Annotated in this window: 25 protein-coding genes and 2 tRNA genes; 17 read left to right on the forward strand and 10 right to left on the reverse strand. The window is 32.9% G+C overall.

The window, feature by feature from the left end:
- Positions 1-328: 328 nt before the first annotated feature.
- The 4 genes from ACVEGE_RS03310 to ACVEGE_RS03325 all read left to right on the forward strand — a co-directional run bounded on the left by ACVEGE_RS03310 (position 329) and on the right by ACVEGE_RS03325 (position 5298).
- Positions 329-1006, forward strand: a complete 678-nt coding sequence (locus ACVEGE_RS03310; protein WP_192500195.1) for a hypothetical protein — start codon at positions 329-331, stop codon at positions 1004-1006.
- A gap of 298 nt (positions 1007-1304) precedes the next feature.
- Entirely contained in the window at positions 1305-1925 is a 621-nt protein-coding gene (locus ACVEGE_RS03315) for a hypothetical protein (RefSeq protein WP_192500196.1), read from the forward strand.
- 126 nt (positions 1926-2051) lie between these two features.
- Positions 2052-2591, forward strand: coding sequence for a hypothetical protein (locus ACVEGE_RS03320; protein WP_192500197.1), 540 nt, complete (start codon positions 2052-2054; stop codon positions 2589-2591).
- A 64-nt stretch (positions 2592-2655) separates the two neighbouring features.
- Positions 2656-5298: a toxin-antitoxin system YwqK family antitoxin gene (locus ACVEGE_RS03325; RefSeq protein WP_192500198.1), complete on the forward strand. Its 2643-nt coding sequence runs from the start codon at positions 2656-2658 to the stop codon at positions 5296-5298.
- Positions 5299-5360: 62 nt separating this feature from the next.
- Here ACVEGE_RS03325 and ACVEGE_RS03330 read toward each other — a convergent pair whose 3' ends face one another.
- Positions 5361-5684 (reverse strand): winged helix-turn-helix transcriptional regulator, encoded by a 324-nt coding sequence (locus tag ACVEGE_RS03330; RefSeq protein ID WP_173856544.1) that lies wholly within the window; start codon positions 5682-5684, stop codon positions 5361-5363.
- 112 nt (positions 5685-5796) lie between these two features.
- Between ACVEGE_RS03330 and ACVEGE_RS03335 the strand changes: the two genes are divergently transcribed.
- Together ACVEGE_RS03335 and ACVEGE_RS03340 are read left to right on the forward strand one after the other, a co-directional pair.
- The gene (locus tag ACVEGE_RS03335; protein WP_173852772.1) at positions 5797-6309 is read left to right on the forward strand and encodes a VOC family protein; all 513 of its coding nucleotides are present in this window, start codon (positions 5797-5799) and stop codon (positions 6307-6309) included.
- Between the two features lie 91 nt (positions 6310-6400).
- Positions 6401-6790 (forward strand): DUF2721 domain-containing protein, encoded by a 390-nt coding sequence (locus tag ACVEGE_RS03340; RefSeq protein ID WP_173852771.1) that lies wholly within the window; start codon positions 6401-6403, stop codon positions 6788-6790.
- A gap of 97 nt (positions 6791-6887) precedes the next feature.
- Here ACVEGE_RS03340 and ACVEGE_RS03345 read toward each other — a convergent pair whose 3' ends face one another.
- A complete protein-coding gene (locus tag ACVEGE_RS03345) occupies positions 6888-9002 on the reverse strand; it encodes an outer membrane beta-barrel family protein (RefSeq protein ID WP_192500199.1) in 2115 nt (704 codons plus the stop codon).
- A 262-nt stretch (positions 9003-9264) separates the two neighbouring features.
- Between ACVEGE_RS03345 and ACVEGE_RS03350 the strand changes: the two genes are divergently transcribed.
- From ACVEGE_RS03350 to ACVEGE_RS03385, 8 genes are all read left to right on the forward strand, one after another.
- Entirely contained in the window at positions 9265-10065 is an 801-nt protein-coding gene (locus tag ACVEGE_RS03350; RefSeq protein WP_192500200.1) for a hypothetical protein, read from the forward strand.
- Between the two features lie 15 nt (positions 10066-10080).
- Entirely contained in the window at positions 10081-11490 is a 1410-nt protein-coding gene (locus tag ACVEGE_RS03355; protein WP_192500201.1) for a DUF1800 domain-containing protein, read from the forward strand.
- Positions 11491-11514: 24 nt separating this feature from the next.
- Positions 11515-12681 (forward strand): DUF1501 domain-containing protein, encoded by a 1167-nt coding sequence (locus tag ACVEGE_RS03360; RefSeq protein WP_192500202.1) that lies wholly within the window; start codon positions 11515-11517, stop codon positions 12679-12681.
- 67 nt (positions 12682-12748) lie between these two features.
- On the forward strand, positions 12749-13669 hold the full coding sequence (locus ACVEGE_RS03365; protein ID WP_192500203.1) for an EamA family transporter: 921 nt from the start codon (positions 12749-12751) through the stop codon (positions 13667-13669).
- 56 nt (positions 13670-13725) lie between these two features.
- Positions 13726-14079, forward strand: a complete 354-nt coding sequence (locus ACVEGE_RS03370) for a DoxX family protein (RefSeq protein WP_192500204.1) — start codon at positions 13726-13728, stop codon at positions 14077-14079.
- Positions 14080-14360: 281 nt separating this feature from the next.
- Complete coding sequence (locus ACVEGE_RS03375; protein ID WP_173852764.1) at positions 14361-14639, forward strand: DUF2805 domain-containing protein; 279 nt, start codon at positions 14361-14363, stop codon at positions 14637-14639.
- Between the two features lie 114 nt (positions 14640-14753).
- A complete protein-coding gene (locus ACVEGE_RS03380; RefSeq protein WP_192500205.1) occupies positions 14754-16616 on the forward strand; it encodes a M61 family metallopeptidase in 1863 nt (620 codons plus the stop codon).
- A 122-nt stretch (positions 16617-16738) separates the two neighbouring features.
- On the forward strand, positions 16739-17446 hold the full coding sequence (locus ACVEGE_RS03385; RefSeq protein ID WP_173852762.1) for a DUF4369 domain-containing protein: 708 nt from the start codon (positions 16739-16741) through the stop codon (positions 17444-17446).
- A 118-nt stretch (positions 17447-17564) separates the two neighbouring features.
- Here the strand turns inward: ACVEGE_RS03385 and ACVEGE_RS03390 are convergent.
- The 7 genes from ACVEGE_RS03390 to idi form a co-directional block, all read right to left on the reverse strand.
- A tRNA-Thr gene (locus tag ACVEGE_RS03390) sits at positions 17565-17638 on the reverse strand.
- Between the two features lie 150 nt (positions 17639-17788).
- A tRNA-Thr gene (locus tag ACVEGE_RS03395) sits at positions 17789-17862 on the reverse strand.
- A 78-nt stretch (positions 17863-17940) separates the two neighbouring features.
- The gene (locus tag ACVEGE_RS03400) at positions 17941-18207 is read right to left on the reverse strand and encodes a hypothetical protein (protein WP_173852761.1); all 267 of its coding nucleotides are present in this window, start codon (positions 18205-18207) and stop codon (positions 17941-17943) included.
- A 55-nt stretch (positions 18208-18262) separates the two neighbouring features.
- Positions 18263-19231 carry a type I phosphomannose isomerase catalytic subunit gene (locus ACVEGE_RS03405; protein ID WP_192500206.1) on the reverse strand — a complete coding sequence of 323 codons (969 nt, stop codon included), beginning with the start codon at positions 19229-19231 and terminating at the stop codon, positions 18263-18265.
- Positions 19232-19271: 40 nt separating this feature from the next.
- Positions 19272-19730 (reverse strand): peroxiredoxin, encoded by a 459-nt coding sequence (locus ACVEGE_RS03410; protein ID WP_192500207.1) that lies wholly within the window; start codon positions 19728-19730, stop codon positions 19272-19274.
- Positions 19730-20140, reverse strand: coding sequence for a 6-pyruvoyl trahydropterin synthase family protein (locus tag ACVEGE_RS03415; protein ID WP_173852758.1), 411 nt, complete (start codon positions 20138-20140; stop codon positions 19730-19732). The genes ACVEGE_RS03410 and ACVEGE_RS03415 overlap by 1 nt, the downstream gene beginning before the upstream one ends.
- A gap of 82 nt (positions 20141-20222) precedes the next feature.
- Positions 20223-20750, reverse strand: coding sequence for an isopentenyl-diphosphate Delta-isomerase (idi, locus tag ACVEGE_RS03420; protein ID WP_192500208.1), 528 nt, complete (start codon positions 20748-20750; stop codon positions 20223-20225).
- A 167-nt stretch (positions 20751-20917) separates the two neighbouring features.
- Here idi and ACVEGE_RS03425 point away from each other — a divergent pair, with 167 nt between their 5' ends.
- Together ACVEGE_RS03425 and ACVEGE_RS03430 are read left to right on the forward strand one after the other, a co-directional pair.
- Positions 20918-21379, forward strand: a complete 462-nt coding sequence (locus ACVEGE_RS03425; protein ID WP_173852756.1) for a GNAT family N-acetyltransferase — start codon at positions 20918-20920, stop codon at positions 21377-21379.
- A 101-nt stretch (positions 21380-21480) separates the two neighbouring features.
- Positions 21481-22437: a quinone oxidoreductase family protein gene (locus tag ACVEGE_RS03430; RefSeq protein WP_192500209.1), complete on the forward strand. Its 957-nt coding sequence runs from the start codon at positions 21481-21483 to the stop codon at positions 22435-22437.
- A gap of 33 nt (positions 22438-22470) precedes the next feature.
- Here the strand turns inward: ACVEGE_RS03430 and ACVEGE_RS03435 are convergent, their stop codons facing one another.
- On the reverse strand, positions 22471-24048 hold the full coding sequence (locus tag ACVEGE_RS03435; RefSeq protein WP_192500210.1) for an NAD(P)/FAD-dependent oxidoreductase: 1578 nt from the start codon (positions 24046-24048) through the stop codon (positions 22471-22473).
- A 176-nt stretch (positions 24049-24224) separates the two neighbouring features.
- Between ACVEGE_RS03435 and ACVEGE_RS03440 the strand changes: the two genes are divergently transcribed.
- A complete protein-coding gene (locus ACVEGE_RS03440) occupies positions 24225-24473 on the forward strand; it encodes a hypothetical protein (protein WP_192500211.1) in 249 nt (82 codons plus the stop codon).
- The last annotated feature ends 55 nt before the right edge of the window (positions 24474-24528 follow it).

The following is a 24528-nucleotide window of genomic DNA, read 5'->3' on the forward strand; positions in this document are numbered from 1 at the left end:
AATGATCAAAAAAAAAGAGCTCATGCATTTGTTTTTAAGAATAGTATTACTCGTACTATTAATTCCAATAGCCTCAATTATTGGGTTATCAACATTAGATAAAAACAGACGATGTGGAACTGGAGATGGTTTAGCTGTATTCTTTTACATTTTTATCTTATATTGCATTTGGGTATTGGGATTATTGTATGAAGCTTACTTTTTAAATAAAAAAAAGGAAAATAGAAAAAGAAACCTCAATTTTATTATGGCTTTCACTATTCCAACATTGTTTTTTCTGCTTTACTTATATTTTCAAATAATAGAATTATTTAATTAGAATAACACTATGAAAATTACTTTTGTCATTTTTACATTATTACTGATCTCTTGTTCTTCAAAAGAAAAAAAGGATAAAGTGGACAAACAGTGGAATATTTTGACTGAGAAAACAATGCCTACTAAAGCTAAATTGAGTTTTGAAGAGACACAAGATTCTTTAAGAAAGCAACTTTTAAAGTCAAAATCAAACAAAAATCTAAAATCCAGTCTCTTACAAGAATTATATATTAGAGACCTGGTAAATCAAGTTGATAATAAAATCCTATTTGATCTAAATTTCAATCTTCACGGCTTTGATTGTGGCGCGCCTGACTGTTACTCAACCAACATCTCATTTGAAATTGCAGCTAAAGAGCCAATTGAATTTCCTGATAAAATTAATTTTGAATTATTAGAACAAGGATGCGGAATTGAAAATAAAAATCTTACTAATGGACTGTTTGAACTTGTTGAAGTAAGCACAAAATATGTGAATTATTATTCTAAAAAACAACAGAGCAATTTGGTTATTCTGGGCGAGAAAAAAAAGCTTTATTATTTTCCAAATACAGAGCCCAATGCAATAAAAGTAAAACTGTTAGATCAACTATTTGAACAGTACGATGATAAAGATCCTAATGCAATTGTTCCATATCAATCAACAACAATGATCACAAACGAATATGAAACCTTTTTAGTAAAGTAATCAATCAATTTTGTTTCTTTGAATTAGCTGCGATAATATTTAATTGTTGTGTAACAATAAACTATACTAATTTCAATAAGAACACTTGAGATATTTGATTTCGTTTTTCTTACTTTATTTTATTTTTGTCGTTATTTACAACAAACTTGCTTTATAATAACAATAATACCCAGACTGTCGTAAATCGGTACAATTATCTGTTCGAGCGGAGTCGAAAACTACTATTGCATCTTAGCTGTGCTACATCTAACAAAAATTAAGTTGGACTTTATTGTACCAGTTTGATAAAATCAAAATCATGAAAAACCGCTATCTATACTCTATATTCTTTTGTGTTTTATTACAAACAAGTACCGCTGCGCAAAACAAGACAAATCATTTTAGCGAACTGATAAGAGACGTTACAGGCGACTTAAATAATGACGGTTTCCCAGATAGCGTCATTGTTATGATGGACATTATTAATGAGACGAGACCATTAAGACTACAACTCTTTTTATCACAACCAGATGGAAAACGGAAGTTAATAGTGACATCTGACCAAATAATTGAAGCTATGTATCCTCTAGAAAAAAATGGCGCCTACAATGGATATCAAATCCCTGATTTTTTTATTGAAAACGGAATTTTAACAATGTGGTCAGAGATAGAAAAGGGCAACATCAATTATGAGTTTAAATACCAAAGAGGAAATTTTGAATTAATTAAACTACACAAAATCACGCACAATTCAACAATAGTCATAGATGAAAACACTGTTTTTACCGAAACTAATTTCAACCTCATCACTGGGCTTAGAACTGAAGTAGATCAATTATTAGGTTCTGACAAAATAGTAAACAAAAGGACAAAAACAGTACTTATTAGACCCTTGCCAAAAATACAGGATTTCAAATTTACTGATAAGTACTTATATTAGCAAACACAATAGCTGGTTGAGAGTCATAATTTAATTGTATTTTTGATAATCAATAAGCAACTTTTTGCAAGATAAAAAGCTGTCTTATGTGTTGAACTTTCGAATTTAATTATATTAAATTATACTATGCCTAATTTTATAAAACTCGTACAACTCACACTATTTATAGTTCTTTCGATAACGTGTAATGCTCAAGAAAAAAAAGACTCTAATTACTTTTTCGACCCCGTCAATGAGGAGTACCATGTAGTATTAAATAAAAAAACTCTACAAATACAGTCCGTTCAAAATGAATACCCTGCAGTTGCCATCAATATGACTAGCAACAAGTTTGTCAAAGTGCTTCCTAATATTATTTCTAAAGGAGATACCTCTGAAAGAGAAATTAGAAAATTAGATGCTGATTTATTTATTGAACCACGAGATCCAGAAATCGCAATTTTTCCTGGAAAACAAACCAAATTAAAAATAGTTGATCAAAAATGGAATTATTACAATCTCAAAAACGCTCAAGACATCATTTTTGATGAAGATAGTTTAAGAAAAATAAAATCAGGAGTTATTTTTCTACTAAAAATGGAAACTAATATAATATTCCAGATCAAAATCGAACATTTCAGTAGTGAAAATGAGGAGATGACACTGATTTATAAACTATTAAAATAAATAATATTAAATCTTTTTTTTTAATCAGAATAATTCAACTCTCAAAACGAGAAAAAATCCGCAAATGCAAGTACATCAATTTTTAAAAATAAAATTCGTCTTAATTTTTAGTCTCTTCACTATTAGTGCTCAATCGCAAGAAAAAGATACCCTTTATTTTGATGCTGATTGGAAACCGTCAAACAAAGAAAATCATGCTTTTTACAGACCGATGCCTTTAAAGCAGATTGGCGAGTTAGTATTGATAGAAGATTTTTACAAAAATGGAAATAGACAAATGCAGGGTTATGTCCTGAAAGATAATCAGGAAAACTACGTTGGTGATATTTATTACTACAATGAAAACGGAACAGATGCTAGTTCTTCTCAATATTACAATACCACTCAAAATCAGGAACTCACTTACTATTATCCTGATGGGAAACTTTGGAAAAAAATACATTATAAAGATGAGGTAAAAGACGGCAATACCCTCATTTATAAAAAAGACGAAACTATTTTAATGACGAGTACTTACGAAAAAGGACAGCCAATTTCTGGAGATTTTATAACAGTTAAAAATGTTGATGATTATTACGGTGATTCTCTCGCAGAAGAAATTGAGAATGAAAAATTAGCAGCTACGGTAGCTCCAGCAAGAATTGTAGAAGACACCGATTATAATGAAGAAGAAGTTGAGAACGCAACCCATAATGAAGAAGAATATTCCCCATACATAATAACAGAAGCCGAAGAAGTAAAAGAAGCGGAACTGGTTGAAGGTATGGAAGAAGTTGAAGAAGAAGATATTGCTATCCTATTTGAAAAAAAATACTGGCTGGATTCAAATCTATTAGCACAAGTAAAAGGATATAAGCGAACTGCATATGGTTACAAAGAACTTGAACTTATTTCTCAAAAAAATTATGACAAATCAGGTAAATTATTGCAAGATTTAAAAAAAGGAAGCCTGAATTATGGTAATCAAGTTACAAACGGAATTGACTATGAATATTATACTCAGAATGAGTTTATAACTGGAATTAAAACTACTACTCCATACGTAAACGAACAGATATCAGGCAAAGTTATTTCGTACTTCCCAAATGACAAAACGAGTACTATAACTAATTATAATGAAGGTTACAAAAATGGTGAAACCTTAGAGTACAGTCAACTTGGAGTACTCCTTAAAAAATTAGTTTACAAAGATAATGAACCCTTTGATGGTCATTTTAGCATTCCATTTGATCGTGACATTACTATAGAATCAACTTATAAAAATGGTTTGCAAGAGGGTGAAGCGATTGCTAAAACCGATTCTGGAGCTGTAGTTGCAAAAGGAATTTATAAAAACGGAAAACCATTTCAAGGCACTTTTTTTATTAAAGACTATGAAAGCTACAGGAATGATAAATATGAGATTATCAATGTAGTAAATTTCGAAAGAGAAGGCAAACAAACAACTTATGACTTTGACTATTTGCAACCTGTGGAAACTTACACCTTAAAAAATGGTAAGAAAAATGGAGAAAGCGTATTTTATAAAGACGAAAAAGTAGTCTCTACAATCATATATAAAGACAACAAACCTTATGAAGGGGTACTAACAGAAAAAAACGAGATCTCAACATATAAAAACGGAACTATGACACAACTAGTGACATCTAAAAGTTTTCAAAATGAGGATCAAAAAATAACACATCAATTTGAAAATAATTTACCAACTATAGCTACTTACAAAAATCAATTTATAATTACCGAAGATTCACGTGAAGAATATAGTGGTGTTTATAAAAACGGACTGCCGTTTGACGGCTATTTTTATGGTAATGAAAGTGAATTTAAAACAGTAAATCAGTATGAAAAAGGGATTTTAAAGTTTCAGTATTCAAATGACTACTTAAAAAACATGGAGCGTTATGTGCTTCCTGAATATGATATAAAGTCAACTTACAAGGATGGTAAAATCGTTGACGGGGTAGAATATATTAAAATGGATAAAAGCTATATCAGTAAAAAATGGAATAAAGGTATTCTACAAACTATAGATTGGGATTTATTTGCAGTTAATTATTTTAATAGAATTCATTTTACGTTAATCAAAGACCGAATTGAAATTACTGAATATCAATCTAAAGGTAAAATTATGATCTCTAAAAAGGACAACGAACTGCTAAGTGAGCTATTCTTGAAAGATAAAATTATTGCATCAAAAACTAGTCGTTCGGTAGAAGTAAATGACTCTCTACCTAAAAATGGAAATAGAATATATGTTATTCAAGATAACTCCTTAAAAGTTTATGACCAAATTAATAACGAAATCGAGAACAACAGAGCCAATCTTTACAATTCACAAGACATAGATTTATTACATAAATTTTATTTTAACGCAAACTTTAATGCAAACTCTGTCAAAGGTTGTTTCTTAGAAATTAGTAAAAACTTCACTTCTAATGAAACTCAACCTTCGCCACTAAAGTTATTAGGAATGTCAGATGATAGCCCCATGGAATTAGGTCTACAAACAGATAAAAACAGCAAGGTAGCTAGGGGAATTCAAATTACACAAAACGTTGACAAGACGTATAACTTGCAATTATTTTATAACTTCGAATCTATTAAAATCGTGAAGAACGTTCCATTTTCAAAAATCGAAAGTGAAGTAGAAAAATTATATCAAACTTTAAAAAAAGTCATGAATGACAAATTTAATTCTAGTAAATAAACAATTCATAAACACAAATAGCTCACATCATATGGTTGCTTCATCTATCAACGGTTTAGTAACTATTTTTTTTTCTCATCACTTAATCCCCATTGATCTAAGCTTCTTAAAATAGCTTCTAGTGATTGGCCTCTTTCCGTAAGTGCATATTCTACTTTTGGTGGAAAGACCGGGAAAACTTTTCTAGATATGAGTCCGTCCTTTTCTAATTCACGCACGGTTTCTGTAAACATTTTATTCGAAATTCCGTTTACTTCCCCTTGCAAAACACCGGAACGTAATGCCCCATTTAATAAATGAAATAGCACTAACGGTTTCCACTTAGTACCTATTAAGTTCATTGTATAATGAAGCGGACAACTATTATTTTCGATTATTTTACTCATATAAGTTATTGTAAATTAGCAAATTACTCCTTTAAGTAACTATGCTACTTTTGTGTAAGTTATTGTGGCTCTTGCAAATGTAATGTAATTTTGTACTCTAAAACAATACATTATGACAACAGATAACACTTATCCAAAATCTTTTTCACATATTGGAATCACTGTTCCTGATATTAAAAAAGCCGTTCAATTCTACTCTGAAGTAATGGGCTGGTACGTGATCATGGAACCTTCGACAGTAACTAAAGAGAAAGAAACTGCTATTGGCCAAATGTGCATTGATGTTTTTGGTGAGGATTGGGAAACTTTCGAAATTGCACATCTATCGACTTCTGACGGAACTGGAGTTGAGTTATTTTCGTTCCCAAATGGCGTAAAAGAAGCCGTTCCATTTAATCCGTTTCAAACCGGTCTTTTCCACTTTTGTATTCAAGATCCAAATATCGAAGCATTAGTTGAAAAAATTGTCGCTAACGGTGGTAAACAAAGAATGCCTATTCGCTCCTACTATCCCAATGATAAACCGTACCAAATGTGTTATGTCGAAGACCCATTTGGGATTGTATTTGAAGTATACACCCACAGTTACGAATTAACCTATTCTTCTGGCGCTTACGCAAAATAAAAACCTAAAGAGCTGTTCTATAATTGTTAAAGAAACTATTTATAATAATTGATAGAAAAAACTATCTTTGATTGTAACCAAAAAATAGTTTATGACATTACATATTGAAACTCCTGCCCTACTGTTCTCTGCAACCTCATTAATTCTATTAGCATATACTAATCGATTCTTGACAATTGCAACAATAGTGCGGGGATTAAAAAAAACCTATGATGAGAAAGAAAACAAAAGTATTCTTATCGAAATAGCCAACCTCAACTTGAGACTCACCTTGATTCGCTACATGCAACTTTTTGGAGTAGCAAGCTTATTTTTATCAGTGTTTACCATGTTGGTTTTGTTTTTTGACTTTCAAATTGTCGGGCTCTATTTTTTTGGTTTTAGTCTCTTTAGTTTGCTCGTTTCTCTGGCATTATCCTTCTGGGAAATCAGTATCTCTGTAAAAGCCTTACGAGTACATTTAAGCGATTTGATTTCGTAACAACAATTGAGACAAATCATCTCAAACCATTTTAATAAAAAAAAGAGCTGTAAAATAATTTTACAGCTCTTTTCTATTTGTCGTTCTACTAAGAAGCTTAGTTTACAAGGCCGCTTTCTTCTTTTTTCTCATTGTTTAGCAAACTTGGTGTTTCTTTAGCTAATTTATTTTTTGTTGGAATCTTGTAATTCAAACTAAAACCAAATTTCCTTGTGTCCATCTTATTATTGATTAGCAATGGTGTTTCATAAGAATTAAAGGCGTTACTATTTGAATTCAAAACATCATCAGCATAAATAGAAAGTGTCAATTGCTCTTTTAAAAACTTTTTTGAAAAACTTAAGTCCAATGCGTTTCTAAACGGCTTCACCGCAATAAAATAAAAATAGTTCCCTTTTGGGATAATGTAATTGTAATTAGCCACAAACTTTATTTTTTTAGGTAACACAATTTGCGACATGAAGTTGAACATCCAGAATCCTTTAGTATCTACCTCAGGAATTTGGTGGTACTGGTATCCTGCATACACATATAAAAAATTCATGGTATCAGGATTCACGTTCATTTTCATGGTTTCGGCTAGCCCTTTGGTAAACAACATATAAGGAATTGGCATTCCCACACTAAAGTTATGGATCTTAATTTCTGGTAAATTCTCGTTAGTATTGACCACTAAATTATTTTCTAAACCTACTCTATTAATCACTTGATTTTTAGCCGAACTAATATTATAGCTCACAAAAGCATAATCAAAAGCACTCAATTTTACTTCGTAATTATTATAAATCGTTGGTTGCAAGTTAGGATTACCAGAGTAATCAATATTTGGATTCTGGTAATTGGTATTATTTGGGTTCAAAGATGACGTACTTGGAAGCGTGATTTTTTTATTGTAATTCACATTAAAATAAATCATTTTATTAAAGTTGTACTGTGCACTGGCATTAGGAAAAAATCTAAATTGCTTGAAAGCCGTTAATTCAGTCACATCTGTCTTACCCGTAATATTGTAATCTTCGGCTCGACCGCCAAGAATAAAATTTAATTTATCAAACTTAGATTGCAACTCAACATAGGAGGCCGCCGTTGTACGTTTGTAATCTAAATTAGTAACGCCTTTACTGGCTGCGTCAAAAAGCAACTCTTCATACAAAGCACCAACACTTATTTTTCCTTCATCCGAGAATTTAAGTGGTTGCGAATAATCTCCTTTGATATTGTATAAATTCTGGTTGGATGAATTGGCTAATGTAGCTGTCGAAGTACCAACAGGATTTAATTCAAAATCGTTAGTATTGTTGTTGTAATTAAATTTGAACTCTAATTTTTTGGCTGTATCATCAAATTTTTTCTGGTAGGTTACTACGGCATCTTGGCGCAAGCCTGTACTTACTGAAGCATCGTTAGCGGTAAAACCGGGTCCGTTTCCTAACGTATAACTGTCATTGTTGTTTTGCGTTAAATCATAATTTAGCAACAAACGGTCTTTACCAAGGTCAAATGTCAATGCCGACTTGATAAAATTATTTCTTCCCACTCGATCCGCTTCTGTTTTTGAAAGTAAGCTGTTCAATCCATTTTCTTGTTTCTCTAAACTATTCCAAATAGCACTTTCTCTATAATTTTGACCTAAATTTAATTGCCATCCAAAGTATTTGTTTTTAGCATTCAATAAAATACTATTATTTAACCTCCAGCGTACGTCATCGTAATTAGTAAAGCTCGTACTATTAGTATAGGTTGCACTCAGATAATTTTTAGCATTTTTATTAGTAATAATGTTCAATATCGCTCCACCAGAAGTAGCAGGAAATTCGGCTCCAGGTTGGGTAATGATTTCAATTTTTTCAATTGCATTTGCAGGCATTCCTTCTAGAAAAGCATTTAGTTCATTAGATGAGATATTAAGCGGTCGCCCGTCCATAAACACATCTAACTGTTTCCCTTGGTACATCATTCCCGCAATGTCAGAGGCGATTAATCCCGGTAACTTTTTTATTCCTTCTAGAACTGATCCCGTATTTAAACTAGGTTGATCCGCAAAATTAAAAATTGTACGGTCAGCTTTTTGTTCTATTGCTTTCTTGGTTTTTATAATAGCAACCTCTTCTAATTCGGTTGATTTTTCTACCGATTTCTCAGGGGTAATTTGAGCCGAAAGTGTGTAAAAACTTCCCAAACTAAACAGGGCAATCAAATATGTTTTCTTCATGGTTATTTTTGTAAGACATACCATAAGTCAACTTTATGGAGTATATGTTACAAGAATGCATAAAATAGTCGTTTAAAAAAACTTTACTCAGCTAATAAACTTAAATACAAATACATAAAACACAAATAAAAATGCATTTTTCAGCTTACAAAAAACTAAAAAGGAGTTCTTACATTAAATAAAAAGTTAAAAAAAGTAGCTTTAACTTTTTTGGAATAAACCTTTTAATGTTTTAAAAGTCTTACAACTAAAATTAATTATCATGAAAAAAATAACCACCGCCCTTTTAATTATTCTAGGAGTTACAATTGGGCACTCACAAGAAAATGATTTACCAGAAAATATTGGTGATAATTTTAGTTTAGAAGGCGCACTTGCCTTATTTAAAAAATCAAGTTCTATAGCCGAATTTGAAAAACTGATCAATGAAGAAAACAATAATGTCAACAACCTCGATCTTAATAATGATGGCAACGTAGATTATATTACGGTAGACGACATTAAGGATAACGACACACACGTTATTGTTTTGAGTACGTATTTAGACCAAAATGAAAAGCAAGATATTGCTACGATTGGCATCGAAAAAACGGGCAACGAGCAAGCTATATTGCAAATAGAAGGCGATACTGATTTGTATGCCGAAAACACCATTATAGAACCATTTGAAACAGAAAGCAGCATGAATCAAGTTCAACACGGTCCTGCACTAGCAGCAATTAACACTAACAGAGTGAGTGTAAATGTATGGTTCTGGCCTAGTGTGCGGTTTATTTATGCGCCTAGATATGTTGCTTGGACATCGCCACACCACTGGGGATTTTATCCTAAATACTGGAGTACTTGGCATCCTTACCGCCATACTATTTTTTATGCTAAGGCTGCTCCTCACCGTTCCTATTTTCACCGAGTGGCATCCCGTCGCGTAATTGTGGCCCGAAATGTGTACTTACCTAAAAGACGCCATTCTACAATTGTGATTCATAATAATCGAAAAACAGTTGTGATAAAAGAAAGTAAAAAAGCTAAAACAAGCAAAGTTTATAAACATAAAAGACGTTAGTCTAAATACATTATTATGAAAAATAACACACTGTGGTCTTTGCGATTGGGTTTTTCTAATAAAGAAAACGACCAAATTGCGCAAAAAGGAATGACTGCTTTTCTAGAGGATTCTTTTACTATTCCTTTTGACAATACTATCCCTGATTTTTTAAGTCAGGGTCCAAGAACAGCAGCACAATTAAAGGCACAACGGTTAATGTTTAAAAACGCTACTGCAGAAGAAAAAAAGGAAGCCCGACAAAAAGAAAATCAAATTTCAGAGGCAATGAAACAATGGTGGGTAGACCGAATGATTAACTCCCAATATCCTTTGCAGGAAAAAATGACCTTGCTATTGCACAACCATTTTGTGGCTACCTATCAAAAAGTAAAAGTGAATTATTGGGTATTTCAACACAACCAGATTTTGCGTAAAAATGCCTTTGGAAACTTTAAAACTTTAACTAAAGCCATTTTAAAAAGCAATGCTATGGTACGTTATCTAGACAATACTGATAATAAAAAAGGAAAAATAAACGAAAACTTAAGTAGAGAATTACTGGAGCTTTTTACACTTGGTATAGGAAATTATACTGAAGAGGATATTAAAAATGGCGCTAAAGGATTGGCTGGGTTAACTCTTGGCGACGACGGAGCGGTTTATAAAAAACCATTTGAAGACAACTCTGTTATTACTTATTTCGGAAAAACTGGTGTATTCAAATCAGATGAGTTAGTTGATATTATTTTCGAACAAAAAAATATTCCGTATCGCATGACCCGCAAAATACTAGAATGGTTTATCTATGATGATCCAAAAGAGGAATTGGTGCGCTATTACGGTGATTATTTTAGAGAAGTCGATTTTGAATTTCAACCGTTGTTATTAAAAATTTTTACAGAAGAATTTGATAAAAACACCGCAGGTTCTAAGATTAAAAATCCAATAGAATACAGTTTGCAACTGCTTGATGAACTCCAAGTCAAAAATGTAAAAAGCAATGTAATTGTCAATTTCATAAAACAACAAAGTATGGATTTATTCAACCAACCTAATGTAAAAGGTTGGGAAGGAGGAAAATCATGGTTGACAACTCAAATTTATTTACAGCGCGCCACGGTTGCTGATGCCTATTGTCAAGGAAAAATATTCAATAAACAAAAGGTCGAACAAGACATGCAGGGAAAAATGGAGGAGAGTAGTGAGCGAAAAAACAACAAGCAAAAAGAAAAATCGGTTGCTTTAAATTGGCAAAAAGCTAAAAACAAAGCCATCATAACAGAACTCACAGACCGTTTGTTATTTGGCGTAAGCCCAGAGTCACAAACTGATTACGAAACGGTTATAAAATATGATTTTGACCCCAATAGCCCTAATGCTGATCAAGTTGTCTTGCGTTTATTTAACACCATTATTAAGGAACCTGAGTTTCAATTAATCTAATTACAGCGTTTAATTCCATATATTATGAACAGAAGAAATTTTTTATCCTTAACAGGTACTTTTACAGGTGGATCGCTGCTATTACCCGATTTTTTATTCTCTTTTAGCAAGCAACAAAACCTAATTATAGGCGAGCAATGTGTCGTTTTTATTCAATTAAACGGTGGTAATGACGGTCTAAATACTTTCATACCCTACTTGGATCCTTTGTATTATGAAATGCGTCCTAAAATTGCGATTTCTAAAGACGAAGTGATTGCTGGAAATAAGGAAATGGCTTTTCATCCTTCACTAAAAGGCTTTGCGCAAATGCAACAAAATGGTGATTTATCAGTGATTCAAAACGTGGGCTATCCAGAGCCCAATCGTTCGCATTTTAGAAGTCAGGAAATTTGGCAAACCGCTTCTGACGCTGATCAATATATAAATGAAGGTTGGCTAGGACGTTATTTAGATTTGCAATGCGCCACTCACACCCCTACTGCAGGAATTAATATTGACAACATTGACAACCTATCGTTAAAAGGAGAAGTCCCTAATGCGATTACGATTAAAGATCCTGAGAAATTCAAAATAAAAAATGGTAAGGAAGAGAACAACCAACTATCAGATAATCCCGAACTAGATTTTGTTCGAAAAATAGCCAATTCTGCTGTAGAAGGATCAGAGCAAATCCAGAAAGCTTTGGCGCAAGCAAGCCCAGAAAATGCATATCCTAAATCTGGATTAGGAAAAAACCTTGCTTGGATAGGCCGATTAATAAAAGGAAACTTGAATTCGAAAGTATATTATACTTCCTTAAATGGCTTTGACACGCATGACAATCAATTAACGCTTCATAAAAACAAACTCACTGAGTTAAATGATGCACTATTTAGCTTTTATAGCGATATGAAAAATGCTAAGCTACTTCAAAATGTGACCATCGTGGTTTTTTCAGAATTTGGCAGAAGAGTCCACGACAACGGAAATGGAACAGACCATGGAACAGCGGCCCCTATGTTTATTATTGGCGGAAGCAATAAAGGGAATGTTATTGGGAATAACCCTAATTTATCTGATTTGCAACAAGGTGATTTAAAGCATCAAGTCGATTTTAGGAGTGTGTATGCAACTCTTTTAAAGGACAAACTCAATTTTGATCCAACAAAAATTGGGATTAAAACCCCACTAGTAACCGACTTATTTTAAAAATAATCCCACTGTTAAAGTAAGCTTAGAGATGAAAGTGTATCTTTGCCCCTCTAAAAAAATAACAATGTCGAATAATACAGTTTTAAAGGGAGTTTTTCTAGTGGGTCTAGGCGCTACAAGTTATGGTATGCTAGCCACTTTTGTGAAGCTTGCTTATGGTGATATAGGAATCACCGGAAATCCATATACCACTGCAGAGGTTACCTCATCTCAGTTTATCTTAGGAATCATAGGGATTCTTTTGATTAATTTATTTCAAAAAAGTAAAAATAAGAATACAGTAAAAAAGGCGAGTTCACGTAATATTTTTCAGTTAATGTTAGCCGGAACTTCGTTAGGGATGACTAGTGTTTTCTACTACTTAGCTGTGCGCTATATTCCGGTATCAATAGGAATTGTTTTATTGATGCAAACCGTTTGGATGGGAGTTATTCTCGAAATGATATTAGAGAAAAAACTACCTTCTAAGCAAAAAGTGATTTCGGTATTCATCGTGTTAATTGGTACTGTACTTGCTACAAATCTTTTGAAAAACGAAATTCAATTAGACTGGCATGGACTTATGTGGGGAATGTTTGCAGCAGCATCATTTACAACAACCATGTTTACGGCAAATCGTGTAGCCACAGAAATTTCTTCGGCACAACGTAGTTTATATATGTTATTAGGTGGAGCGGTAATCGTTTTTGGTTTCTCGATAGCGACACAAACTACACCCTTTAACTATGACATTTTTTACAAATGGGGAATTATAATGGCTTTATTTGGAACAATAATCCCACCTTTGTTGATGACTGCAGGATTTCCTTTGACGGGAATTGGCTTAGGTAGTATTGTCTCTGCGCTAGAATTACCTATTTCAGTTATGATGGCTTTTGTGTTATTAGGCGAAGAAGTTATTGCAACACAGTGGATGGGTATTGCATTAATCATCATTGCCATAGTAATTATGAATGTTAATTTTAAACGTAAACAAATATTGTAATCTTAGTTGATGCGAAAAAAGAGTACTTTAGGTCTTCTTATTAAATACATAACAATATGACTTTTCCTTGGCATTTATATTTGATGGCTTTTATTTACACATTAGCTGGAATAAATCATTTTAGAAACCCTAGAATGTACCAAAAGATAGTACCTGATTATTTCGGTAATCCTAAATTACTAAATGTAATAAGCGGAATTACCGAAATCATTTTGGGAATCGCATTACTAATTCCTGTCTTGTCAAATCATGCCGCTTGGGGAATTATTGCTTTATTAATTGCTGTTTTTCCTACACATATTTATATGTATCAAAATCCAAAAGCACGTATGGGATTACCTACATGGGTATTATTGCTTCGCATGCCTTTACAACTAGTACTAATTTACTGGGCTTACTTATATACTTAATAAAAACACTAAAGCACTTGTTTCACTAGTTGTCACAAGTGCTTTTTACATTATAAATAGAGGAGGATTTTACCTCATAAAATAGCCATTAGAAGAAACAATTAATAACAAAAAACAATTGTTATTCTGCCAAAAAAAAAAGGCTATTTAAAAAATAATTAGATACTTTAAAAAAAAATACTTTTTTCATGCGAAGTAATTATTATTTTTATTAATATTGGTATCTAATTTAGAATCAATTATATTAATCATTAAAACCTATTTGAATTAATTTTCACGTGATGAAAAAGAGTAACCGCAAAGAACTGAACTGGGATCAAACAGAAAAACTTGTTACATTGGCTTTAGAAGAAAAAAATCCTTTTGAAATTATTAAAAAAGAATTTGGTCTAGCCGAGAAAGAAGTTCTGGAAATAATGAAGAAAAAGCTTCCTGCTGAAAAATTTGAGATGTGGAAAAAGAAAGCTACAGCGAATAAGCCAAAGCCAAAACCACTAAAAATAGATGAATTTGATGAAGATTTAGACGGAAAATATTATATAAAAAATAAATTTGATTAATCAAATTACTAGAAAGACACTCTTTACCCGAGTGTCTTTTTTTTTGCATAAATTAGGCTACAAAATCTGTAACACTATAGTTGTTTTTGAGTCTAATACTGAAAACTACAACAAATGAAAAGAATATTTTTAGTACTAACTGCTTCAATGGTACTTTGGGGTTGTAATACAACAAGCTCAACTACTCAAGTTACGGCAAAAAAAGAGGTTCAAGTAGCCATAAACTTGACTGATATCAAAGATGACAAAGTAATGGTGACCGTAAACGCACCTACTATTTTAACAAACGAAATAACGTATCACATCCCAAAAACGGTTCCAGGAACTTACTCTGAAGACAACTACGGTAGGTACATTGACGATTTAAAAGCTTATGATCAAAAAGGAAACCTTCTTGACGTAAAAAAACTGGATGACAACTCTTGGTCTATCTCAAAAGCTACAACTTTAAGCAAAATAACGTATTTAGTAAACGATACATTTGATACTGAAAAAGGAACGCAGTTTGGACAAGATGATATTTTCTCTCCTGCTGGTTCTAATATTGATGCTGGAAAAAATATCCTATTAAACACCCATTGTTTTGTAGGTTATTTTACAAACTTCATGACCATTCCTTACCAAGTTACTGTTTCGCATCCAGCCGATATGTGGGGAGCGACTTCAATGACTGACACTGATGAGAGCACAACTTTGGATGTATTTACTACGGAGCGATATGCTGAATTAGTAGAAAATCCTATTATGTACTCTAAACCTGATCACACATCATTTACCGTAGACGGAATGGAAATAAACATTGCGGTATACTCCCCAACAGGAAAGGTTACTGCAGAGAGCATCACGCCTGAGATGAAAACTATGATGACGGCGCAAAAACATTTTTTAGGAAAAATAAACGCTACTAAAAAATACAGTGTTTTATTGTATTTATCTACAATGACGGATACGGATGCAAAAGGTTTTGGAGCATTAGAGCACCCAACGGCAACTACAGTTGTTTTACCAGAAATAATGCCTAAAGAAGAATTAGTAAAATCAATGATGGATGTAGTGTCACATGAATTTTTCCATATCGTGACGCCATTAACTATTCATTCAAAAGAAATTCAATATTTTGATTACAACAACCCAAAAATGTCTGAACATTTATGGATGTATGAAGGGGTAACTGAATACTTTGCTAATTTATTTCAAATTAACCAAGGTTTAATTAGTGAAGAAGATTTTTACGGTCGTCTTTCTGACCAAATTGCACATGCAAATGCAATGAACGATACGATGTCATTTACAACAATGAGTAAAAATGTCTTAGTAGAGCCTTACAAAGCACAATATATTAATGTGTACCAAAAAGGTTCTTTAATAGGCATGTGTATTGATCTAATTATTAGAGAAAAAAGCAATGGAGAAAGAGGAATTCTTGATTTAATGCATAAACTATCTACGGAATACGGTGTTTCTAAACCATTTAACGACGAAGATCTTTTTGCCAAAATTACAAGCTTAACTTATCCTGAAGTGGGTGAATTTTTAAAGAAATATGTAGCTGGAACAACACCAATACCTTACGGAGAATTTTTATCTAAAGTAGGCGTTAAACAATCATCTGAAAAAGTAGCTGGAAACGTTTTCTTAAAAGGACAAACCCCTTACATAACTGTTAATCCTGAGACTAAAGAAATTATGGTACTTCCTGAAATTGAATTGAATCCATTTTTTACTGCTTTAGATTTAAAAGGAGGTGATATTATTGTTGCCATTAATGACAAACCATATTCTTTAGAAAATATTTATGACATGATTGGTGAAAGCCAAAAATGGAAAGAAGACGATGCAATCACTGTGAAAATAAAACGTGGAGACAAAACTCAAACACTAACCGGAAAAGTAAAATTCCCTTACGAAGATAAAGAAACGCTAACCGTTACTGATCCAAGTAAAAGCGAACTTAAAAATGCTTGGTTAAAAAATTAATGCAACTACAATTTAAAAAAATGGCAATCGTAACTGATTGCCATTTTTTTTTGAAAAATTACATTAAGACGACGTACTATCGTTCCAACTATTTTCTTTATTTTGCAGCAAAATTATAACCAATGAAAAAATCAATACTTGTATTCGCTTCTCTTGTGCTATTAGCATCATGTAATAAAACCGAATCAAAAGCAGACCTACACATTACAGGAAATATTAAAGGTCTTAAAAAAGGTACTTTATACATCCAGAGAGTGGTTGACACAACCCTAGTTGCTATAGACACCATAAACATTGATGGTAAATCAACTTTTGAAAGCGATATTGATTTAAAGTCACCAGAGGTATTGTACCTTTTTCTTGATAGAGGGGTTACTAATTCATTAGACAACAACATCGCCTTCTTTGCAGAACCAGGAAAAATGACTATTGACACCAACCTAGATGCGTATTTATCTGACGCGAAAATAACAGGTTCTAAAAATCAAGAATTACTTGAGGAATACAAAAAAATCAATAACCGTTTTAATGAGGAAAAACTAGATTTGATTGCTAAAAAATTTAAAGCAATAAAATACAAGAATCTTAAAGCCATTGATAGTTTAGGCGCGAAACAAGACTCTAATATCAAAAGAAAATACTTGTTTGCAACTAACTTTGCCATCAACAATAAAGACCAAGAAATAGCCCCTTATATTGCGTTATCTGAAATTTATGATATCAATATTAAATACCTAGATACTATTCAAAAATCAATGACCCCAAAAGTAGCCAAATCACTTTATGGAAAAAAGCTAACAGAGTATGTTAATGGATTAAAAAAACAATAAGTACAACTTTTTGTTTCTTGTTAAAACGTAAAAACGTCTCGTAAATAATACGAGACGTTTTTTTTTGGTATACCCACAAAAAAAACCACCTAACAAAAGTTAGATGGTTTTAACGATGAGCCGGCGGAGGGACTCGAACCCACGACCTGCTGATTACAAATCAGCTGCTCTAGCCAACTGAGCTACGCTGGCGTCTCATTTCGAGTGCAAATATACATATGAATTTTGATTATGCAAACAATATTTACAATAAAATTCATTTATTTTTTAACTGCTTATTAATAAGATATTTAGCTTTAAGGCAAAAAAAAACCATCTAATAAATTAGATGGTTTTACAATGAGCCGGCGGAGGGACTCGAACCCACGACCTGCTGATTACAAATCAGCTGCTCTAGCCAACTGAGCTACGCTGGCGTCTCATTACGGGTGCAAATATACAGATGAATTCGTGTTTTCCAAAATAAATCTGCTATTTTTTATCGTTTTTTTTGCCTACAATTCGTTGATCTTAGCAATCAATTGATTAGCAGTTTGTTCCAATTCAACATTGATTTGTTTGAAGTGTGCTTTTTTGTCTTCAACTTTTTTAGCATTAACTTTTGCGATCAAAACATCAAAAGCAGCGATAGCTTCGTCAATTAAATCGTTAGTTTCTGTTGTTGGTTTCCCAGTTGTAGAAATTTCGAACAAGTAAACTGCTTCAATAATATCTCCTAATACGTAGTTGATGTCTTTTTTTAAATTCTTAACGTTTGCCATTTTTTTTAATTTTAATTTGCGTCTGCAAAAGTACACATAATCTTTCTATTACTAGCTATGAAATGTAAATTTCTAAAATAGAAGCTTTTCCGCTTAACACATAATAGTCCATTGCAGCAGGTATTAATACAGTATCTCCTTTTTTATATTTATAGATGGTCATAGCATACTCTAACTCAAATTCACCACTAACACACATATATACAGTAAAACTATTTCCTGTTTTAGTAATCGTTGTTTCTTTTGATAAAGGAATAAAATTAGTCGTGAAATAAGGACAGTTAACAATAGGGTTCGCTTGATTCTCTTCTTCTAAATATTCTTTTCTAGTATCTACTTTATTATAATTTATTGCTTCTAGAGCTAAGTCAACATGCAATTCTCTAGTATTTCCCTGAGCATCTACACGGTCAAAATCATAAATACGGTAGGTAATGTCAGATGTTTGCTGAATCTCTGCAATTAACAAACCGGCACCTATAGCATGAACAGTACCTGTTTCAAGAAAAAACACATCTCCTTCACTTACTGTTATAGCATCTAAAATAGACAATAAGCCTTTATCTTTTAAATGGCTCAAATACTCCGCAGGATTTGAATCATCTTTAAAACCTACAATTATTTTAGCATCTGAATCTGCTTGCATTACATACCACATTTCTGTTTTTCCAAAAGAATTGTGACGTTTTCTAGCTAATTCATCGTTAGGATGTACCTGTATAGACAAGTCTTGACGAGCATCTAAATATTTAAATAATAAAGGAAATTGATCTCCATAACGGGCATGAACTTCGGTACCTAAAACTTCTTTAGGCATTTCAGCAATAACAGCCATTAATGATTTCCCTTTCAAAGAGCCATTAGCAACTACACTTACATCTCCTTTAACAGTTGACAACTCCCAACTTTCCCCAGTAATACTAGAAATAATTGGTTTCCCTAGCATTGTTTTTAATTTCTCACCTCCCCAGATTCTTTCTTTTAGAATAGGGTCAAATTGCAAAGGATATATTTTATCATTCATGTTTATATTTTTTAGTCTGCTTTAGCTATTATTCCGTAAACTAAGATACTATTTTTTTTAATGCTATTAACGCTTCAGAGATATGCTTACCTCCTAACATACTGTTAAAAATCAGCACTATGATTCCGTTTTTATCAACTACATAAGTCACTCTTCCTGGCAATAAACCAAATAAAGCTGGCGGAATACCAAAAAGCGTTTTGATTTTTTTATTCTCATCAGATAAAAGAATAAAAGGCAGCGCATGCTCTTTAGCAAATTCTTGATGAGAAGCTACACTATCATTACTAACTCCAATTACCTCAGCACCCAAATCTTTAAAATCTTGGTATTGATCTCTAAAACTACAAGCTTGTGCCGTACATATAGAGGTATTGTCTTTTGGATAAAAATAAATAACTGCAGGTTTTTTACCTATAATCTCTTGGCTATCAAAATGTGCTCCTTTAGTATCTTTGGATTCAAAAACCGGAACCTTATCTCCTACTTTTAATGCCATTATATTCCTTTATAAGTTACAAAATTTCGTGCTGTTTCATAAAGAACGACTTCCAATTCAAACTCATCCTTTATTCTTTTTCTGATTTTATTCCAGATCACTACTACAATATTTTCAGCGGTAGGATTCAAATCTTTGAATTCAGGAACATCAAGATTTAAATTTTTATGATCAAATTGGTTTTCTACTTCTTCCTTAATAATAGCAGCTAAGAACTTAACATCCATTACAAAACCAGTCTCAGGATCTATAGAGCCAGTAACACTAACGGTTAAATCATAATTATGACCATGAAAATTAGGGTTATTACATTTCCCGAACACCGAATCATTTTTTTCTACAGACCAATCTTTACGATACAATCTATGTGCAGCATTAAAATGTGCTTTTCTGCTTATGGTAACTTTCATAAATATTAGCTTTTCAAATTTTAGATTTTTGCTTTTACAAAATCCTTTTTAGATATCGCTTTAATAACTAGCAATAACCTGATTATAACTTATGATCTTCTAAATAATGATAGAATTCATCAAATATAATTTTAAACCAAACCGTATAAAGTGCTGGATTGTTGCGCATATCCTCTTGAACCGCCTCAATACTCATCCATTTCCAAGCTTCGACCTCATCAGGATTAATTACTGGACTATCATTATAATACCCTATCATTACATGATCTAATTCATGCTCAGTCAACCCGTTATCAAATGGTGCTTTGTAAATAAAATGAAAAAGCTCTTTAAGTTCCGCTTTAAATCCCATTTCTTCGTACAACCTTCTTGTTCCAGCTGTTATATTGGTTTCTCCTTCTCGTTGATGACTACAACAAGTATTTGTCCACAATAAAGGAGAATGGTATTTATGATGTGCGCGTTGTTGCAACATAATTTCATTTTTACTATTTAAAATAAAAACAGAAAATGCACGGTGCAAAACTGCTTTTTCATGAGCTTCTAATTTAGGCATTAACCCTACTTGCTCGTCTTTTTCGTTTACTAGTATTACGTTTTCTTCTGTCATAATTATTTTTAGCCAAACAAAAATACAAAAAGATATAGAATAAAAGGAGGCTTTAACGTTCTGTTTCGAATTGTTAAACACAATTTATTCGTATTAATTCTGTTAATTAAAAAACAACGCTCTTTACAATCACCCACTCCCTTTTAAGCTAACGGTTAACAATTAGTATGGACAGTATAAAAATAAGAAAAGCAATTCTAGCCGACTTGAACACATTACTAGCGTTTGAGCAAGGAGTTATTGCTGCCGAAAGACCTTTTGATCCTACTTTAAAAGAGGAGAAAATAAGTTATTATGATATTCGAAAAATGATTCCTGCAACTGATGTTGAAATCATTGTTGCAGTAGTTGACAACCAAATAATCGCTTCAGGATACGCCCGATTAGAAGTTGCAAAACCCTATTTAAAACATAAGAACTATGGCCATTTAGGATTTATGTACACCATTCCTGAATACCGAGGTCAAGGTGTGAATGCTAAAATAATTGCCGCTTTAAAAGAGTGGTGCAATTCCCAAGACGCAACCGAAATACGCTTGGATGTATATAGTGACAATGAAAATGCAATTAAGGCTTATACCAAATTTGGATTCAAAAAACACCTTACAAACATGCGTTTAAACCCATAGCAAAACCAGTTTTATTTTTACAATAAATTGGCAACAGCAAGCAAACACTTAACATTTTATTCCCTTACTTTACATCTAAAAATTAATACCCATCACAAGAAATGAAAGCACTTACCTTTTCTGAATTTGGCACTTCAGATGTGTTACAATACATCAAAATAAAAGATCCTATTTTAAAGGAAAATGAAGTTTTAGTTGAAATGAAAGCCATCGGATTGAACTTTGCAGATGTTTATAGACGAAAAGGTGATTACCATTTAGTAGGTACACCGCCATTTATAGCAGGTTACGAAGGAGCTGGAGTAGTCATCAATAGCAATAATACTAGTTTTAATGTGGGTGACCGAATCGCTTTCGCAGATGTTCCACTTGCTAACGCACAACTCGTTGCTGTTAACATTAAAAATGCGATTCCGTTACCTGATGCCATCAGTTTTGAAACAGCGGCCACGATATTACTACAAGGATTAACAGCACATTATTTAGCCACAGACAGCCACAAAACACAACAAGGAGACACCGTACTTATTCACGCTGCAGCAGGTGGTGTGGGACAGTTTTTAACTAAAATAAGTAAATTATTAGGAGCTACTGTTATTGGACTTACCTCATCAAACGATAAAGTAAAAGCAGCGCTGTTAAACGGTGCTGATAAAGTATTTTTATATTCTAATGATTGGAAAAATCAAGTTTTAAACTTCGTCCCCAACGGAGTAGATGTTACTTACGATAGCGTAGGTAATACATTAAGCGATAGTTTTGAAGTAACAAAAAACCGCGGCCAAGTTGTCTTTTTTGGAATGGCTGGTGGAGATCCTGATTTTATAAATCCAAGAATGTTAATGGATAGTTCTAAAACATTAACGGGTGGAGATTTATGGAATTACCTAGTTTCAAAAGAAGAACGTATTAAACGAGCAAATCAATTATTTGACTGGATAATTTCTGGAGAAATAACAATCCCTGAGCCTACAATTTTTAAACTTTCGAAAGGTAAAAAAGCACACGATTTTTTAGAAAGCAGAGAAAGTACTGGTAAAATAATTTTGATCCCGTAAAACAAAATGCCGTCTAACACAACCCTCTTTCCGTTATAGATTTGAGGATTTTTTACGCAAGCTTTCGCCAATCATCAACGCACATTTTTCACCATCAATAGCTGCAGATATAATTCCGCCCGCATATCCCGCTCCCTCACCACAAGGATACAATCCTTTTATCTGTAGATGTTCATAAGTAATCCCATCTCTAGGGATACGCACGGGTGATGACGTTCTAGATTCTGGTGCATGTAAAACTGCTTCGTTTGTAAGATACCCTTTCATTGATTTTCCGAATTCAGAAAATCCTTCTCTTAATATTTGAGTTAAAAACCCTGGAAAAACCTGTCCTAATTCAACTGAAGTAGTTCCTGGAACATAGGATGTTTTCGGAATCTCTGATGATAGTCTACTTTGTGTAAAGTCAATCATTTTTTGCGCAGGTACTTTTTGGCTTTCACCTGCAAGATGCCACGCTTTTTGTTCGATACTTTTTTGGAATTCCATTCCAGCCAAAGCACCAAACTTAGCAAACGGTTTAAAATCTTCTAGTTTTAATTCGATTACAATACCTGAATTTGCAGTAGCTTGATCACGTTTAGACGGAGACCAACCATTAGTAACTACTTCGCCTGGACTAGTAGCACAGGGAGCAATCACACCACCAGGACACATACAAAAAGAGTACATTCCTCTACCTCCTACTTGCTTCACAATACTGTAAGGAGCCGGTGGCAACAACTCACCACGGTAATCACAACTATATTGAATACTATCAATTAAAGATTGCGGATGTTCTGCTCGTACACCAAGTGCAAAAGGTTTTGCCTCGATAAATATCTTTTTCTTATCTAATAACTCATAAATATCTCGAGCCGAATGTCCTGTAGCAAGAATCAATTTATTGGCTAAAATAGTCTCCCCTTTATGCGTAACAATTCCTTGCACTTCATTTTGTTTTACTAAAATATCAGTAACTCGAGTTTCAAACAAAACTTGTCCTCCACATTCAATTATTTTTTCACGAATGTCCTGAATAATTTGCGGCAATTTATTTGTACCTATATGTGGGTGTGCTTCTACTAAAATATCTGGAGTTGCACCATAAGCAACTAATAATTCTAAAATTCGGGTTACGTCACCACGCTTTTTAGAACGCGTGTACAGCTTTCCGTCAGAATAAGTTCCCGCTCCTCCTTCACCAAAACAGTAATTTGAATCTTCATTAACTACATGATCCACATTAATTGCTTTCAAATCACGACGGCGTCCGCGTACATCTTTACCACGTTCTACAACTATTGGCTTTAAGCCTAACTCAATTAATTGTAAAGCTGCAAAAAGTCCTGCTGGACCAGCACCTACAACGATTACCTCCTGCGCATGAGTCACATTAGGATAATCCGGTAATTCAAATTTTGTTTCAGGAACGACATCTCCTTGCAAGTAAACAGCAACTTTTAAATTGATTTTAATTGCCTTTTGACGCGCATCAATAGAACGCTTTAAAATGGTGACTTGCTTAATTACTTTAGGACCTACTTTTAATAGTTTTCCTAAGTATTCTTTAAGCAACAATTCATTTGCAGCAATTTCTGGCGATACTTGTAATAGATGTTCTTGAGGCATTTTTTTAGCTATAATATTTATTCCAACAAATAAAACCAATGTCAGATTGCAAAAGTAGCATTTTGAAGTGAATTCTGCTTACGCAAAAGAGAAACCGTTTGAAATAATGAAAAATACTTTAATTTCTAAATTCAGTCTTTGTAACTTTGAAAGCTACAATTATTGAAAACAATACAATGTCTAGACAAATAAAATTACTATGGGATTTTAAAGGTCCCGCTGCGGCTAAAACTGCTGAACACCACGAAATCCATCTAAAAGAATACATCGTGATTGAAAAACTACCCTTAAACATTACTGGTTTCGAAATTCGCTCAGAGATGCACGCCGTTGCTTTTATGGTGGTTACTGACGAAAACATGATTCAAGTACGCGATAGTTTAAAACCACATCGTGGCGAAATTTATATTGAGAAAGAGCCTTAATTTAAACCAATGCTGCTTAAAAAAGCAACAAATAAGGTTTTAAAATAAAAACAGA

The sequence above is a fragment of the Flavobacterium sp. PL002 genome, assembly GCF_054165825.1.

Bases quoted from the DNA above. Each gene is read 5' to 3' on its own strand.
- ACVEGE_RS03310 (WP_192500195.1), top strand. From the start codon at position 329: ATGAAAATTACTTTTGTCATTTTTACATTATTACTGATCTCTTGTTCT.
- ACVEGE_RS03315 (WP_192500196.1), top strand. From the start codon at position 1,305: ATGAAAAACCGCTATCTATACTCTATATTCTTTTGTGTTTTATTACAA.
- ACVEGE_RS03320 (WP_192500197.1), top strand. From the start codon at position 2,052: ATGCCTAATTTTATAAAACTCGTACAACTCACACTATTTATAGTTCTT.
- ACVEGE_RS03325 (WP_192500198.1), top strand. From the start codon at position 2,656: ATGCAAGTACATCAATTTTTAAAAATAAAATTCGTCTTAATTTTTAGT.
- ACVEGE_RS03330 (WP_173856544.1), bottom strand. From the start codon at position 5,684: ATGAGTAAAATAATCGAAAATAATAGTTGTCCGCTTCATTATACAATG.
- ACVEGE_RS03335 (WP_173852772.1), top strand. From the start codon at position 5,797: ATGACAACAGATAACACTTATCCAAAATCTTTTTCACATATTGGAATC.
- ACVEGE_RS03340 (WP_173852771.1), top strand. From the start codon at position 6,401: ATGACATTACATATTGAAACTCCTGCCCTACTGTTCTCTGCAACCTCA.
- ACVEGE_RS03345 (WP_192500199.1), bottom strand. From the start codon at position 9,002: ATGAAGAAAACATATTTGATTGCCCTGTTTAGTTTGGGAAGTTTTTAC.
- ACVEGE_RS03350 (WP_192500200.1), top strand. From the start codon at position 9,265: ATGAAAAAAATAACCACCGCCCTTTTAATTATTCTAGGAGTTACAATT.
- ACVEGE_RS03355 (WP_192500201.1), top strand. From the start codon at position 10,081: ATGAAAAATAACACACTGTGGTCTTTGCGATTGGGTTTTTCTAATAAA.
- ACVEGE_RS03360 (WP_192500202.1), top strand. From the start codon at position 11,515: ATGAACAGAAGAAATTTTTTATCCTTAACAGGTACTTTTACAGGTGGA.
- ACVEGE_RS03365 (WP_192500203.1), top strand. From the start codon at position 12,749: ATGTCGAATAATACAGTTTTAAAGGGAGTTTTTCTAGTGGGTCTAGGC.
- ACVEGE_RS03370 (WP_192500204.1), top strand. From the start codon at position 13,726: ATGACTTTTCCTTGGCATTTATATTTGATGGCTTTTATTTACACATTA.
- ACVEGE_RS03375 (WP_173852764.1), top strand. From the start codon at position 14,361: ATGAAAAAGAGTAACCGCAAAGAACTGAACTGGGATCAAACAGAAAAA.
- ACVEGE_RS03380 (WP_192500205.1), top strand. From the start codon at position 14,754: ATGAAAAGAATATTTTTAGTACTAACTGCTTCAATGGTACTTTGGGGT.
- ACVEGE_RS03385 (WP_173852762.1), top strand. From the start codon at position 16,739: ATGAAAAAATCAATACTTGTATTCGCTTCTCTTGTGCTATTAGCATCA.
- ACVEGE_RS03400 (WP_173852761.1), bottom strand. From the start codon at position 18,207: ATGGCAAACGTTAAGAATTTAAAAAAAGACATCAACTACGTATTAGGA.
- ACVEGE_RS03405 (WP_192500206.1), bottom strand. From the start codon at position 19,231: ATGAATGATAAAATATATCCTTTGCAATTTGACCCTATTCTAAAAGAA.
- ACVEGE_RS03410 (WP_192500207.1), bottom strand. From the start codon at position 19,730: ATGGCATTAAAAGTAGGAGATAAGGTTCCGGTTTTTGAATCCAAAGAT.
- ACVEGE_RS03415 (WP_173852758.1), bottom strand. From the start codon at position 20,140: ATGAAAGTTACCATAAGCAGAAAAGCACATTTTAATGCTGCACATAGA.
- idi (WP_192500208.1), bottom strand. From the start codon at position 20,750: ATGACAGAAGAAAACGTAATACTAGTAAACGAAAAAGACGAGCAAGTA.
- ACVEGE_RS03425 (WP_173852756.1), top strand. From the start codon at position 20,918: ATGGACAGTATAAAAATAAGAAAAGCAATTCTAGCCGACTTGAACACA.
- ACVEGE_RS03430 (WP_192500209.1), top strand. From the start codon at position 21,481: ATGAAAGCACTTACCTTTTCTGAATTTGGCACTTCAGATGTGTTACAA.
- ACVEGE_RS03435 (WP_192500210.1), bottom strand. From the start codon at position 24,048: ATGCCTCAAGAACATCTATTACAAGTATCGCCAGAAATTGCTGCAAAT.
- ACVEGE_RS03440 (WP_192500211.1), top strand. From the start codon at position 24,225: ATGTCTAGACAAATAAAATTACTATGGGATTTTAAAGGTCCCGCTGCG.